The organism is Streptomyces sp. NPDC030798 (assembly GCF_055572275.1).
In genome coordinates this window covers 206276-219785 of record NZ_JBVIDR010000012.1, presented here as the reverse complement: position 1 = coordinate 219785, position 13510 = coordinate 206276, and the positions used below count along the sequence as shown (strand labels likewise).

The window sequence follows — 13510 nt, the reverse complement described above, 5'->3', positions numbered from 1 at the left end:
CACGCACCGTCAAAACCGGCCGGTCAGACCGCACTTCCCGCGGTCCAGGCGCTCCAGGGCAGGTTCCAGCCGTTGAGGCCGTTGTCCGGGGCCACCGTCTTGTCGGGGGAGTTCTTGACGATCACGACGTCGCCGAGGAGGGAGTTGTCGTAGAACCACTTGGCGGTCGTGGCGCCCTGGCCGCCCTGCACGTCCGCCATGCCCACGCAGCCGTGGCTGGTGCCCTCGCGGCCGAAGGGCGGATTGCCCCGGTTGTACCAGTAGTTGCCGTGGATGAAGGTGCCGGTGTTCGTCAGGCGCATCGCGTGCGGCACGTCCGGGATGTTGTACTCGCCGCCCAGGTCGACCGTGCGGCTGTCCATCCGGGTCTGCGCGAACTTCTCCGAGATCACCATCTGCCCGTTGTACGTGGTGTGCTCCGGGCTGCCCGTGGAGACCGGCACCGTCTTCAGCGTCCTGCCGTCCCGCACCACCGTCATGGTCTGCGTGCGGACATCGACGGTGGAGACCTGCGAGCGGCCGACGGTGAACGTGACCGTCTTCTTCTGGACGCCGTAGACGCCCTGCGCGCCCTGCACGCCGTCCAGGTCGATCTTCATGGTGACCTTGGAACCGGCCTTCCAGTACTCCTGGGGCCGGAAGTCGAGCCGCTGCGCGCCGAACCAGTGCCCGACCACCTGCTGGCCGCTGCTGGAGGTGACCGTGATGTGGGACTGCACGGCCTTCCTGTCGGTGATGGCCTTGTCGAAGCTGAACGACACGGGCATGCCGACGCCGACCGTGGTGCCGTTGTCCGGCGTGTAGGTGCCGATGAAGCTGTTCGCCGAGGTGACGGTGGTGAAGATGGAGTTGGCCGCGGCGCTGCGGCCGTTCGCGTCCTTCGCCTGCGCCGCTATCCGGTACTTGGTGCCGCGCTCCAGCTGCTCCTTCGGCTTCCAGGTGGAGCCGTCCGCGGACATCACCCCCGGCACGGCCTGCCCCGAGCCGGCGACGGTCATCCTCACGTCGGTCAGCCTGCCGCCGCTGACCTTCACGCCCGTGGCGTTGATGGACGCGTTGGTCGAGCCGTCCTCGGCGGAGATCCGGATCCTGGCCGTCGACGTCCTGGGGGAGGCGCCGCCCTTGCCGTCGTCGCTGGTGGCGTTGGCGTCGCCGCCGCAGGCGGTGAGGGTGAGGGTGCCGACCATCAGGGCGGCACAGGCCCCCAGTACGCGCCGCGCTGCAATGTCCGGCGTTGTCACGGGCTGCTCCCTGTTCGTGTGATGTGTGTGGTCCGTTCCGAGCGTGGGGAAAGAGGGTCCGCGCACCCCGGAGGGTTCCCGCCGGCGCCGGCGAAGGCGATCACGTGACAGAACCGCGACAATGCCCCGTCCCGCCGCGACATCCCGGACCGCGCCGCTACGGCCGCCCGGGCCCGTAGAGCGCCTCGTACGACGGCCACGCTCCGCCCGGCCCGTCCACCGACGCGGCGGCGCGCACCGCCCGTACGATCGCCCGCGTCACGAGATCGGCCCCGGCCGCGAGGACGTCGTTGAGCGCCAGCGGGCCCGCGCCGCCGAGCGGGCGGGCGCCCGTCGCCAGCGTGAACACCGTGTCGCCGTCGTGCAGCAGGTGCACCGGCCGTACGGCGCGCGCGATGCCGTCGTGCGCCGTCCCCGCCAGCTTCTGCGCCTGCGCCCGGGTGAGATCGGCGTCGGTCGCGACCACCGCGAGCGTCGTGTTCAGCGGCGGCGCCTGGTTCCTGGACGCGGCCTCGTCCAGCCGCCGGCGCGCCGCCTCGTGCACCCGCTGGTCCGGGTACCGGGCGGGCCCCTGGAACAACTCCCCGTACAGCACCCCCGATCCGGGATCCGCCACCGCTCCCACGGCGTTCACCACGACCAGCGCGGCCACGGTGACGCCCGAGCCGAGGACCGTGCTCGCGGTGCCCACCCCTGCCTTCAGTCCTCCCGCCACCGCACCCGTACCGGCGCCCACGCACCCCTGCGGCACCGGCGCACCCGGCGTGCTCGCCGCTGCCGCCTCCACCGCTGCACGCCCCGTCGCCGCGTCCGGGCGGGCCCGGAAGTCGCCGCCCCGCCCCAGGTCGAAGAGGCACGCGGCGGGCACCACCGGCACGACGTGCGCCGGATCCGGACCGACCGGCACCCCGCGCCCGTGCTCCTCGAGCCAGGCCATGACACCGGACGCCGCGTCCAGACCGTACGCGCTGCCCCCGGTCAGCACCACCGCGTCGACCCTCTGCACCAGGTTGCGCGGATCGAGGGCGTCGGTCTCCTTGGTGCCGGGACCCCCGCCGCGCACGTCCACGGCGGCCACCGCACCGCCCTCGGGCGCGAGGACGACCGTGGTCCCGGTGAGCCACCCGTCCCCGGCACGGGTGGCGTGCCCCACCCGCAGCCCGGCGACATCCGTCAAGGCGTCAACTGTCATGCGGGCCAGTGTGACCCACCCCGGGAAGCCTTCCGCAGAGGTCAGGCGGCCGGCGCCCCGGCACGCGCCTCCCGCCCGCGAGCCGTTGTACGCGCCGTGAGCGCCACCCCGACCGCCACTGCCGCCGCCGACACCAGCCCCGCCGCGAGCACCGCCCAGTCACCGAGGAACGTGCAGCACACCACCAGCAGCGCCGTCACCGGCAGCACCGACTGCTGGGCCATGCCCACCTTGAAGTGCCGCGCGTGCAGTGCCCACACCGCCAGCAGGTACAGCGCCGTCGGGAGCGTCACGGCCGCCGAGGCGGACAGCACCGATATGTGCGCCTTGCCGACCGCCTGCTCCACCGCCACCTCCAGCCCCGCCCCGATCGCCGCCGCCGAGGCGAAGACGACGTAGTGGCCGTATCCCCACAGGAACGCCTGGCCGTTGGAGCGCAGATGGCCGTGGATCGGCACCACGAAGTAGATCCACCACGCGGAGAAGACGATCAGCAGACCGCCCGCCGCGATCGGCAGCAGCTCCCCGAGCGCGCCGTGCTCCTCCACCGCCGACTGCACCGCCACCGTGGCCGCCGCGATCGTCTCGCCCAGCACGATGATCGTGAACAGGCCGTACCGCTCCGCGATGTGATGCGGGTGCCACGACGTCTCGTAATCCTTCTCGGCGTACACCGGCACGCACAGCTCCGCCACCGCCATCACCAGGAACACCCACGGCCGGGCGGGCCCGGGCAGCAGCACCAGCCCCAGCCAGCCGACCTGGCAGAGCAGCACCCCGCCCGCGTATCTGAGCGCCGCGGTCCGCTCCGCTCCCTCGGCCGACCGCGCGGCCCTCAGCCACTGCGCGGCCAGCGCCAGCCGCATGATCAGATAGCCGAGCCAGACCAGGAGGTAGTCGTGCTGGTCGAAGGCCCGCGACACCCCCGCCGCCAGCACCAGCACGCCGGCGATCTGCACCAGGGTGACGACCCGGTACAGCGCGTCGTCGTTGTCGTAGGCGGAGGCGAACCAGGTGAAGTTCATCCAGGCCCACCAGATGGCGAAGAAGACCATCGCGTAGTTCAGGATCCCGGTGCCCGCGTGCCCCTGCGCCACCGCGTGCACGAGCTGTCGGCCCGCCTGGGCGACAGCCACGACGAAGCACAGGTCGAAGAGGAGCTCGAGCGGGGAGGCCACCCGGTGCGCCTCGTCGCGGCCGCGCGCGGTGAGCCTGCGCACCGGGCCCCGGGGCTGCGGTGCGCCCGGCGAGGCGGGCGCCGGAGCGGAACTCGACGTCATGTCCTCCACGTCACACCACCCCAGGTCCCGGCGCCACCGGGCCGTACCCTGGAGGCATGAGCACCGCTCCCCAGGCCGAGCCGCGCGACCCCAGGGCCGCGCTGGTCTTCGACGACCCGCTGAGCCAGCAGTCCTCCGACGACACCGACCGCGGATGGGGCGAGCGCGCGGACGGCGACAGCGCCGCAGACCTGCGGCGCTTCCTCGACGAGAAGCCGCCCCACCACATCTGAGCCCCGCCCGGCAGGAACGTCAGCGCGGGTCGCGCCCCGCACCGCGCTGGGCGATCAGCTCGTCGCGGATCTGCTTGAGCACCTCCAGCTCGGTCACTTCGACCACCTCGTGCGTGCCCTCGCGCGCGGCCTTGCGGGCCGCCTGCCGGGCCAGGTACTTCGACATGGGCAGCACCATGAGGAAGTACACGACCGTCCCGGTGATCAGGAAGTTCAGGGTGGAGCCGAGGACGGACCCCCACATCAGCCGGATGCCGTGCGTGCCCCGGCAGGAGGAGCTCAGGCACGAGCTGTAACTGTCCAGGTTCTGCGTGCCTATCGCGCCGACCAGCGGGTTGATGAGGCCCTTCACCACCGCGTTCACGATGCCCGTGAAGGCGGCGCCGATGACCACCGCGACTGCCAGATCGACGACGTTCCCGCGCATCAGGAAGGCCTTGAAGCCCTCCCAGACGCCCGGTTCCTTCTTCGCGCTCACCTCGGGGACTCTCCTCGTCTGCACAGGTTGTGGAACGAAACGCTCCGCAACCTACGGCACAGGGCGGCCACCGTGTCCAGTCCCTGCTCAGCACAGCGTCACCGCCAGCCGGGCCGTGGCGCTCGCCCCCACCACTCGGGCCGCCGTCGTGCGCGGCACCGCCAGGACGACCAGCGCCCCGCTCTCCGCCGCGCCCGCCGACGGCTCGGGCACCTTCGTCACCCGCACCCCGCGGGCGAGCACCCGGGCGCCGCCCCCGGTCGAGGGGTCCTCGGCGGCGATGACGTCGACCCGGTCGCCGGGCCGCAGCAGCCGGACGGTCTCGGCGTCGGCGATCCGCACCGGCGCCGTCACCACGTCCGCCGGCGGTGCGTGCCGGCGCATCGGGTGGGTGACCGGGTGCCCGCGGGCCCGGTCGTCACCCGGTGGCTGCGGCGCGGACCCCGGTCCCGCCGCCACGAGGGCCGCCGCGGCCACGGCGAGCGAGGCCACGAGGGCCCGCCTGCGGTGCCGTACCAGCCGCTGCAGCGCATACCGCCCGCCGCGCACCCGCACCGGGGCGAACGGCGGGACCTCGCTGGTCGCGGGGGCGTCGGTACCGAGCGGGTGCGGGAGACGGAAGGGGAGCGGGGGCGAGGAGGACGACGGGGGCAAGGAGGAGGTCAGGGACGAGGGGGTCAGGGGGGTCGACGGGGTCAAGGGCACGGGGTCACCGCCTGCGACGAGGAGTTCGGGTCTGCGCTGCCACGATGACGCCTCGCGCCGATGTCCGCCGGAGCCCGTGCGCTACTCACCGGTTGTGGAAAACCCGCTCACCCGAAAGGGGAAAACACCCGCGCAGGCCCGGCGCCACCCCGGCCGAAGCAGCTGCTCAGCCCCGCTACGGCAGCGCGAACCCCGGATCCATCCCGCCCAGTGCCTTCGCGCACAGGCAGTCCCGCGCACCGGTCTCCGGCAGGGCCGCCACCGCGTCGAACAGAACCCCTCGCATCCGGTCCACGTTGGCCGCGAACACCTGGAGCACCTCCTCGTGCGAGACGCCCTCGCCGGTCTCCGCGCCGGCGTCCAGGTCGGTGACCAGGGTCAGCGACGTGTAGCAGAGCTCCAGCTCCCGGGCGAGCGCCGCCTCCGGATGCCCGGTCATGCCGACCACCGACCAGCCCTGCGCCTGGTGCCACAACGATTCGGCACGCGTCGAGAAGCGCGGCCCCTCCACCACCACCAGCGTGCCGCCGTCCACCGGCTCCCAGTCCCGGCCGCGCGCCGCCTTGAGCGCCGCGGCCCGCCCGACAGGGCAGTAGGGGTCGGCCAGGGACACGTGCACCACGTTGGGCACCGTGCCGTCGGGCAGCGGCAGTCCGTCGAAGTAGCTCTGCGCCCGGGACTTCGTACGGTCCACGAACTGGTCCGGCACGAGCAGGGTGCCCGGGCCGTACTCGGGACGCAGGCCGCCCACCGCGCACGGGCCGAGGACCTGGCGGACGCCGACGGAGCGCAGCGCCCAGAGGTTGGCGCGGTAGTTGATGCGGTGCGGCGGCAGGTGGTGGCCGCGCCCGTGCCGGGGCAGGAAGGCGACCCGCCGGCCGGCGATCTCGCCGAGGAAGAGGGAGTCGCTGGGCTGCCCGTAGGGGGTGTCCACCTGGACTTCGGTCACGTCGTCGAGGAACGAGTAGAAGCCCGAGCCGCCGATGACGCCGATCTCTGCGTTCGCCATGGCCAGCACACTAGCTGGCCGGGCCCGCGCACAGGGAGCCGGTGCCCGGGTACACCGAAGGCCCTGCGGTCACAGGCGACGGCAGGGCCCGGGAGTGAGAGGTCAGGCCGCGGAGCCCGACGACGCGGCCGGCGACGACGAGGACGTCGACGACGAGGCCGAGGTGGACGCCGTGGACGACTTCGCGTCGGACGACGACGAGGAGCCGGACGGCTTGGACGCCGGGCTGCTGCTCGACGTGGAGCCGCGGGAGTCGTTGCGGTAGAAGCCGGAGCCCTTGAAGACGATGCCGACGGCGGAGAACACCTTCTTCAGGCGGCCACCGCAGCTCGGGCACTCGGTCAGGGCGTCGTCGGTGAACTTCTGCACCGCCTCGAGGCCCTCGCCGCACTCGGTGCACTGGTACTGGTACGTCGGCACTGTCTTCCTCCTGGCACTCTCACTCGATGAGTGCTAACGACGATCCATAGTGACGCATTCCGTCGGTTCAGTCCACCGTCACCGGCACGCGGTGACCGACGCCACGTGCGACGGTGCGGTTCCGGGACCCGGTGGCCAGCCGCGACCGCAGCGCCACCAGGGTGGCCAGCGCGAGCAGGGTGCCGGTCATCGGGACCAGGAAGCCGGCGCCGCCCCAGAGCCGGTCCTCCAGCTGGCCGGCGACCGTGACGGCGGCCGCCTGGCCGAGGGCGACGGCGCCGGTCAGCCAGGTGAACGCCTCGGTGCGGGCACCGGCCGGGACCAGGCTCTCGACCAGGGTGTAGCCGGTGATCAGGGAGGGGGCGATGCAGGTGCCGACCAGCAGGCCGAGCCCGGCCAGCAGCAGCACCGAGTGTGCCGTCCACAGCGCGGACGCGGTGAGCGCGAGGGCCGCGTAGCCCACCACCAGGCGCCGCTGGGGGGCGACCTTCCAGGCGATGGCGCCGCAGGCGATGCCGGAGAGCATGTTGCCCGCGGCGAAGACGCCGTACAGCACGCCGTTCAGGCCGGGCTCGCCGATCGACTCGGTGAACGCGGCCAGCGAGACCTGCATGCCGCCGAAGACCGAGCCGATGCCGAGGAAGGTCACGACCAGCACGCGCACGCCCGGCACCCGCAGGGCGGAGGCGTGCTGCACGCGCGCGTGGCCGGCCGGAGCCGTCACCGGCGGCTGGGTGCTCCGCTGCGCGGCGAACAGCAGACCGCCGACCAGGGTCAGCGCGGCCTCCGTGACCAGGCCCGCGGCCGGGGCCACGGTGGTGCACAGGGCGGTCGCCAGCAGGGGGCCGAAGACGAAGGTCAGTTCGTCGGTGACGGACTCGAAGGCCGCCGCCGTGGCCATCAGGGGCGAGTCCTGGAGCCTGACGCCCCAGCGGGCGCGCACCATCGGGCCGATCTGCGGCACCGATGCTCCGGTCGGCACGGCCGCCGCGAACAGGGCCCACAGGGGTGCGTGGGCGAGCGCGAGCGCGGTGAGGGAGAGGGCGGACAGGACGTGCACGAGGACGCCCGGGACCAGTACGGCGCGCTGGCCGTAGCGGTCGGCGAGGCGGCCGCTGTAGGGCGCGAACAGCGCCATGGAGACGCCGGTGGCGGCTGCGGCGGCGCCGGCCGCGCCGTAGGAGCCGGTGGTGTGCTGCACCAGCAGCACGATGGAGAGGGTGAGCATCGCGAACGGCTGGCGCGCCGCGAAGCCGGGGAGCAGGAACGTCCAGGCGCCGCGGGTGCGCAGCAGCTGTCCGTATCCCGGGCGGGACGGTGCCGGCGAGGTCTTCTCCGGTTCGGTGGTGACCGTGGATCCCACGGCCCGTGCCTTTCTGCCGCCTGGTAGCGCGGGCCCCGTGCGGGCCCGGGCGCCGAGAGCTGTCCTCTTGCGCGGACTGCGGTAGATACCGGCGCCCACGCGAGGGTGGGGGCGACACGGCCGCCATACGGTCGCGCCAGCTCTGCGTCAGGCAGAGTTGGTTCGATCAGGGTGCGCCTTTATCGTACAAGGATCATCGCCCCGTCAGCCTGTGAAAACGAGCACCACGGCGCCGTCCACCTGCGGTTCCGAGACGGGGTGAAGCGGACGAAACGGCTCCGCTCAGCGCGAGCTTCCCGCGCCCGCCCCGTTCGTCCCGAGCCAGTCGGCCAGCTTGCCGCCGTGGCCCACGGCGCGCAGGCGCCGCTCCGCCGCGTCGCGGACGGGGTCGGTGGCGACGACGAGGAGTTCGTCGCCGCGCCGCAGCACCGTCGTGGGCAGCGGAACAAACGATTTTCCTTCCCGTACGACGAGCGTGACGGCGGCCCCGGCCGGCAGCCGCAGCTCGTTGACCTCGACGCCGTGCATCCGGGAGCCCTCGGGGATCGTGATGGACAGCAGATGGCCGCGCAGCCGCTCCAGGGGCGCGGACTCGATGCCGAGGTCGGACGCCTCGCCCTGCTCGCCGAGCCGCAGCGTGCGCGCCAGCCAGGGCAGGGTCGGGCCCTGGAGCAGGGTGTAGACGACGACCAGCACGAAGACGATGTTGAAGATGCGGCGGCTGCCCCCGATGCCGTTCACCATGGGGATGGTCGCCAGGATGATGGGCACCGCGCCGCGCAGCCCGGCCCACGACATCAGGGCCTGCTCCGTCCACGGCACCCGGAACGGGGCGAGGCTGAGCACCACGCTCAGCGGGCGGGCCACCATGGTGAGCACCAGTCCGATGACGAGGGCGGGCACCACGTCGTCGCCCAGTTCGTGCGGGGTGACGAGCAGACCGAGCAGGACGAACATGCCGATCTGGGCGATCCAGCCGAGCCCGTCGGCGAAGCCGCGCGTGGCGGGCCAGTGCGGGAGCTTGGCGTTGCCGAGCGTCATCGAGGCCAGATAGACGGCGAGGAAGCCGCTGCCGTGCGCGAGGGCGCCGACCGCGTACGCCGCGACGGCGATCGCCATGACGGCGATCGGGTAGAGGCCGGAGGCGGGCAGGGCGACGCGCTTGAGGCCCCAGGAGCCGATCCAGCCGACCGCGAGTCCGATGACCGCGCCGATGGCCAGTTCGAGGAGTATCTCGCCCAGCAGCACGTACCAGTGTTCGATCGGGCCGGCCGTGCAGAAGGCGACGACCAGGATGACCACCGGGGCGTCGTTGAAGCCGGACTCGGCCTCCAGCGTGCCCGTCACGCGCGCGGGGAGGGGGATTTTGCGCAGGACCGAGAAGACGGCCGCCGCGTCCGTCGAGGACACGACCGCACCGATGATGAGCGACTGCCGCCAGTCCAGCCCGACCAGGTAGTGCGCGCCCGTCGCCGTGACGCCGACACTGACCGCGACCCCCGCGAGCGCCAGCACGGAGGCGGACGGCAGGACCGGCCGGATCTCCGTCCACTTCGTACCGAGACCGCCCTCGGCCAGGATCACGACCAGGGCCGCGTACCCCATGACCTGGGTCAGCTCGGCGTTGTTGAAGTGGATGTGGCCGAGGCCGTCCTGCCCCATGAGGATGCCGATCCCCAGGTACACGAGCAGGCTGGGGAGCCCGCTGCGCGAGGAGATCCGGACGGCCGCGACCGCGACGAGGAGCACGAGCGAGCAGGCGAGCAGGAGCTGGTTGAGGTGGTGGACAGTCAGCGGCGTTTCCTCCCCTGGGCTTCTCCGGTTACTTCGTTACCTTACCTAACTCTTGACGCTTTCTTGACGCTCGGCCGGGCAGGATCGAACGCCCGTCCGCGTCGGTACCCGACTCCGCGTCAAGGGGGATCGGGCCCTGCGCCTATGGTTGCTCCAGCGCTCATTGAAAGTCACAGCCCGACCTGCCGCTCGCGTTAGGACAGCAAGGACAGCGATGCCCCCCAACACCACCGCCACAACGGGTGACAAGCCCGGCAAGTCCGGCAGGAAGAAGGGGCGAAAAGCCCGACTGGTCGTGCTCGTACTGGTGCTGGCCGTCATCGCGTGCGTCACCGGCGGGGCCTACTGGTCGATCAGCACCGTCCGCGCCTCCTTCCCGCAGACCAAGGGATCCCTCACGCTCCAGGGCCTGTCGGGCCCGGTCGACGTCAAGCGGGACGGCAACGGCATCCCGCAGATCTACGCCTCCTCCGACGAGGACCTGTTCATGGCGCAGGGCTTCGTCCAGGCGCAGGACCGGTTCTACGAGATGGACGTGCGCCGGCACATGACCGCCGGGCGCCTGTCGGAGATGTTCGGCAAGAGCCAGGTCACGAACGACGAGTTCCTTCGCACCCTCGGCTGGGACCGGATCGCCCGGCAGGAGTACGACACGAAGCTGTCGGCCTCCACCAAGAAGTACCTCGACGCCTACGCCAAGGGGGTCAACGCCTACCTCCAGGGCAAGGACGGCAAGCACATCTCCCTGGAGTACGCGGCCCTGGGCCTCACCAACGACTACAAGCCGGAGAAGTGGACCCCGGTCGACTCGATCTCCTGGCTCAAGGCGATGGCCTGGGACCTGCGCGGCAACATGCAGGACGAGATCGACCGCGCCCTGATGACCAGCCGTCTCGGCCCGCAGCAGATCCAGGACCTGTACCCGGAGTACCCGTACGGCCGGAACAAGCCGATCGTGCAGGACGGCCAGTACAACGAGGTGACCAGGACGTTCCGGCAGAGCGGCGCCACGAGCTCCGCTCAGAGCACCACGGGCACGAGCTCCACCGCCACCTCCTCCGCCGCCGGTTCGGCCCTCACGAGCCAGCTCACGAGCCTGTACAAGGTCCTGGACAACGTCCCGACGGCCGTCGGCGTGAACGGCCAGGGCATCGGCTCCAACTCCTGGGTCGTCTCCGGGAAGTACACCATCACCGGCAAGCCGCTGCTCGCCAACGACCCGCACCTGTCGGCGTCGCTGCCGTCGGTCTGGTACCAGATGGGCCTGCACTGCCGCACCGTCTCCAGCAAGTGCCAGTACGACGTCACGGGCTACACGTTTGCCGGTATGCCCGGTGTGATCATCGGCCACAACGCGGACATCGCCTGGGGCATGACCAACTCCGGGGTCGACGTCACCGACCTCTACCTGGAGAAGGTCACCGCGAACGGCTACCTGTACGACGGCAAGGTCCGGCCCTTCAAGACCCGCGAGGAGACCATCGAGGTCGCCGGCGGCTCGGCCAGGACCATCGTCGTGCGCCAGACCCAGGACGGCATGCCGCTGCTGTCCGACCGGGACGACGAACTCGTCCAGGTGGGCAAGAAGGCCGCCGTCAACACCGCCGCTCCCGACCGCGGCGACGGCTACGGCATCGCCCTGCGGTGGACCGCGCTCGACCCGGGCACCTCCATGGACGCCGTCTTCGCCCTGGACAAGGCGGCGAACTGGAGCGACTTCCGCGCCGCGGCCGCCCTGTTCGACGTGCCCTCGCAGAACCTGATCTACGCCGACACCGAGAACCACATCGGCTACACCCTGCCGGGCCGGATCCCGACGCGCTCCTCGGTGGACGACGGCGCCATCCCGGCGCCGGGGTGGGACTCGAAGTACAAGTGGACCGGCTTCATCAAGCAGGACGAGCTGCCCTACGAGTACAACCCCGAGCGCGGCTACATCGTCACCGCCAACCAGGCCGTGATCGACCCGGACAGGTACCCGTACACGCTGACCACCGACTGGGGCTACGGCGCCCGCAGCCAGCGCATCACCGACCTGATCGAGTCCAAGATCAAGGACGGCGGCAAGATCTCCACCGACGACATGCGGCAGATGCAGCTGGACAACAGCAGCGACATCGCCAAGCTGCTGGTGCCCAAGCTGCTGAAGATCAACCTCGACGACAAGGACGTCCGCGACGCCCAGAAGCTGCTCGAGGGCTGGGACTACACCCAGGACGCGGACTCCGCGGCGGCCGCGTATTTCAACGCCGTCTGGCGCAACATCCTCAAGCTCGCCTTCGGCAACAAGCTCCCCAAGGAGCTGCGCGTCAAGGGCCAGTGCCTGTGGGTCGACAAGATCGACAGCACCGGCCCGGTGGACGACGACACCAAGGTGCGCGAGTGCGGCCAGCGCGACGCCGACCAGGCCCAGCCGGACGGCGGCGACCGGTGGTTCGAGGTCGTGCGCACCCTGATGGACAAGCCGAACAGCGACTGGTGGAAGGCGCCCAAGGCGGGCACCCGCCCGGCGGCGAACAACCGGGACGAGCTGTTCGCGCGGGCCATGATCGACGCCCGCTGGGAGCTGACCGCCAAGCTCGGCAAGGACATCGACACCTGGAGCTGGGGCCGGCTGCACCGCCTGTTCCTGAAGAACCAGACGCTCGGCACCGGGGGCCCCGGCATAGTGCAGTACGTCCTCAACCGCGGCCCCTGGAAGCTCAGCGGCGGCGAGGCGGCCGTGGACGCCACCGGCTGGAACGCGGCCGGCGGCTACAGCGTGGTCTGGGTGCCGTCCATGCGGATGGTGGTCAACCTCGCCGACCTCGACAAGTCCAAGTGGATCAACCTCACCGGCGCCTCCGGGCACGCCTACAGCGCCCACTACACCGACCAGACCGGCAAGTGGGTCAAGGGCGAGCTGCTGCCGTGGTCGTTCTCGGACAAGGCGGTCGACCGGAGCACGAGCGACACCCTCGTCCTCAGGCCGTGAGCCACTGAGCGACACCGACGGTGAAGCGGCCCTCCACGCGCGCGTGGAGGGCCGCTTTCCGTCTTCCCCGGCGGGACCCGGACCGGCACCGGCACCGGCACCGGCACCGGCACCGGGACCGGGACCAGGGCTCAGGGGAAGCGGCGCACTCCCGAGGGCGTCACCACCGCCTGCACCGGCCGGTCGTGCGCCTCCTCCGGAACGCGGGCGACGACCTCGGTGTCGTACAGGAGCACCACGAGCGCGGGGCGCGCCCCCGCGCGCTCCAGCCGGGCGAGCACCCGGTCGTAGGACCCTCCGCCGCGGCCCAGGCGCATCCCGCGCGCGTCGACCGCGAGCCCGGGCAGCAGGACCACGTCCGCCGTCGTCACGGCGGCCGGGCCGAGCCGCTCGCCGGACGGCTCGAACAGGGCCATCTTCCCGCCGTGTTGGACGCGCGCCAGGGAGTCGGGGCCGGCGTACTCGCCCCAGTCCAGGTCGTTGTCGGGCAGGAGCGCGGGCAGCAGGACGCGCACGCCCCGCGCGCGCAGCACGTCCAGCAGCGCGAGCGTGCCGGGCTCGCTGCCGACGGAGACGTACGCCGCCACCGTGCGCGCGGCGGCCAGTTCGGGCAGCTCGAGGGCGCGCTCGGCCAGCGTGTCGCCCGCCGCCCGGACGACATCCTCCGGCAATCTGTTCCTCACCCCGAGGAACTCCCGCCGCAATGTGCGCTTGTCAGGCTCGGCCGTGCGTCCGTCGTGTTCCACTGGTCGTTCGCGCCTTTCTCCAGGTGCTCGTACGAGATGTGCTCATATGAGGGCCAACTGACCGGAGCCGCAGAT

The 13510-nt window shown here is 71.8% G+C and carries 12 protein-coding genes; 2 read left to right on the top strand and 10 right to left on the bottom strand.

Going from position 1 to position 13510, the window contains the following annotated elements:
* Window positions 1-23: 23 nt before the first annotated feature.
* From ACZ404_RS26850 to ACZ404_RS26840, 3 genes are all read right to left on the bottom strand, one after another.
* Window positions 24-1241, bottom strand: a complete 1218-nt coding sequence (locus ACZ404_RS26850) for a L,D-transpeptidase (RefSeq protein WP_468444131.1) — start codon at window positions 1239-1241, stop codon at window positions 24-26.
* A gap of 157 nt (window positions 1242-1398) precedes the next feature.
* Window positions 1399-2433 (bottom strand): P1 family peptidase, encoded by a 1035-nt coding sequence (locus ACZ404_RS26845; protein ID WP_468444129.1) that lies wholly within the window; start codon window positions 2431-2433, stop codon window positions 1399-1401.
* Between the two features lie 41 nt (window positions 2434-2474).
* Window positions 2475-3713 carry a low temperature requirement protein A gene (locus ACZ404_RS26840; RefSeq protein ID WP_468444127.1) on the bottom strand — a complete coding sequence of 413 codons (1239 nt, stop codon included), beginning with the start codon at window positions 3711-3713 and terminating at the stop codon, window positions 2475-2477.
* A 56-nt stretch (window positions 3714-3769) separates the two neighbouring features.
* Here ACZ404_RS26840 and ACZ404_RS26835 point away from each other — a divergent pair, with 56 nt between their 5' ends.
* A complete protein-coding gene (locus ACZ404_RS26835; protein ID WP_468444126.1) occupies window positions 3770-3946 on the top strand; it encodes a hypothetical protein in 177 nt (58 codons plus the stop codon).
* Between the two features lie 19 nt (window positions 3947-3965).
* Here ACZ404_RS26835 and mscL read toward each other — a convergent pair whose 3' ends face one another.
* The 6 genes from mscL to ACZ404_RS26805 all read right to left on the bottom strand — a co-directional run bounded on the left by mscL (window position 3966) and on the right by ACZ404_RS26805 (window position 9715).
* Window positions 3966-4424, bottom strand: coding sequence for a large conductance mechanosensitive channel protein MscL (gene mscL / locus ACZ404_RS26830; protein ID WP_468444124.1), 459 nt, complete (start codon window positions 4422-4424; stop codon window positions 3966-3968).
* Window positions 4425-4511: 87 nt separating this feature from the next.
* The gene (locus ACZ404_RS26825) at window positions 4512-5129 is read right to left on the bottom strand and encodes a hypothetical protein (protein WP_468444122.1); all 618 of its coding nucleotides are present in this window, start codon (window positions 5127-5129) and stop codon (window positions 4512-4514) included.
* Between the two features lie 175 nt (window positions 5130-5304).
* Complete coding sequence (locus ACZ404_RS26820) at window positions 5305-6138, bottom strand: S-methyl-5'-thioadenosine phosphorylase (protein ID WP_468444120.1); 834 nt, start codon at window positions 6136-6138, stop codon at window positions 5305-5307.
* A 102-nt stretch (window positions 6139-6240) separates the two neighbouring features.
* Entirely contained in the window at window positions 6241-6558 is a 318-nt protein-coding gene (locus ACZ404_RS26815; protein WP_468444118.1) for an FmdB family zinc ribbon protein, read from the bottom strand.
* Between the two features lie 67 nt (window positions 6559-6625).
* Window positions 6626-7921 carry an MFS transporter gene (locus ACZ404_RS26810; protein ID WP_468444116.1) on the bottom strand — a complete coding sequence of 432 codons (1296 nt, stop codon included), beginning with the start codon at window positions 7919-7921 and terminating at the stop codon, window positions 6626-6628.
* 282 nt (window positions 7922-8203) lie between these two features.
* Window positions 8204-9715 (bottom strand): potassium/proton antiporter, encoded by a 1512-nt coding sequence (locus ACZ404_RS26805; protein ID WP_468444255.1) that lies wholly within the window; start codon window positions 9713-9715, stop codon window positions 8204-8206.
* Between the two features lie 214 nt (window positions 9716-9929).
* On the opposite strand from ACZ404_RS26805, the gene ACZ404_RS26800 reads away from it, so the two are divergent.
* Window positions 9930-12689 carry a penicillin acylase family protein gene (locus tag ACZ404_RS26800; protein WP_468444114.1) on the top strand — a complete coding sequence of 920 codons (2760 nt, stop codon included), beginning with the start codon at window positions 9930-9932 and terminating at the stop codon, window positions 12687-12689.
* Window positions 12690-12820: 131 nt separating this feature from the next.
* Here ACZ404_RS26800 and ACZ404_RS26795 read toward each other — a convergent pair whose 3' ends face one another.
* Window positions 12821-13435: a 5-formyltetrahydrofolate cyclo-ligase gene (locus ACZ404_RS26795; RefSeq protein ID WP_468444112.1), complete on the bottom strand. Its 615-nt coding sequence runs from the start codon at window positions 13433-13435 to the stop codon at window positions 12821-12823.
* Window positions 13436-13510: the final 75 nt, after the last annotated feature.

Coding starts and splice junctions, on each gene's coding strand:
- ACZ404_RS26845 (WP_468444129.1), bottom strand. CDS start 2,433: ATGACAGTTGACGCCTTGACGGATGTCGCCGGGCTGCGGGTGGGGCAC.
- ACZ404_RS26840 (WP_468444127.1), bottom strand. CDS start 3,713: ATGACGTCGAGTTCCGCTCCGGCGCCCGCCTCGCCGGGCGCACCGCAG.
- ACZ404_RS26835 (WP_468444126.1), top strand. CDS start 3,770: ATGAGCACCGCTCCCCAGGCCGAGCCGCGCGACCCCAGGGCCGCGCTG.
- ACZ404_RS26820 (WP_468444120.1), bottom strand. CDS start 6,138: ATGGCGAACGCAGAGATCGGCGTCATCGGCGGCTCGGGCTTCTACTCG.
- ACZ404_RS26800 (WP_468444114.1), top strand. CDS start 9,930: ATGCCCCCCAACACCACCGCCACAACGGGTGACAAGCCCGGCAAGTCC.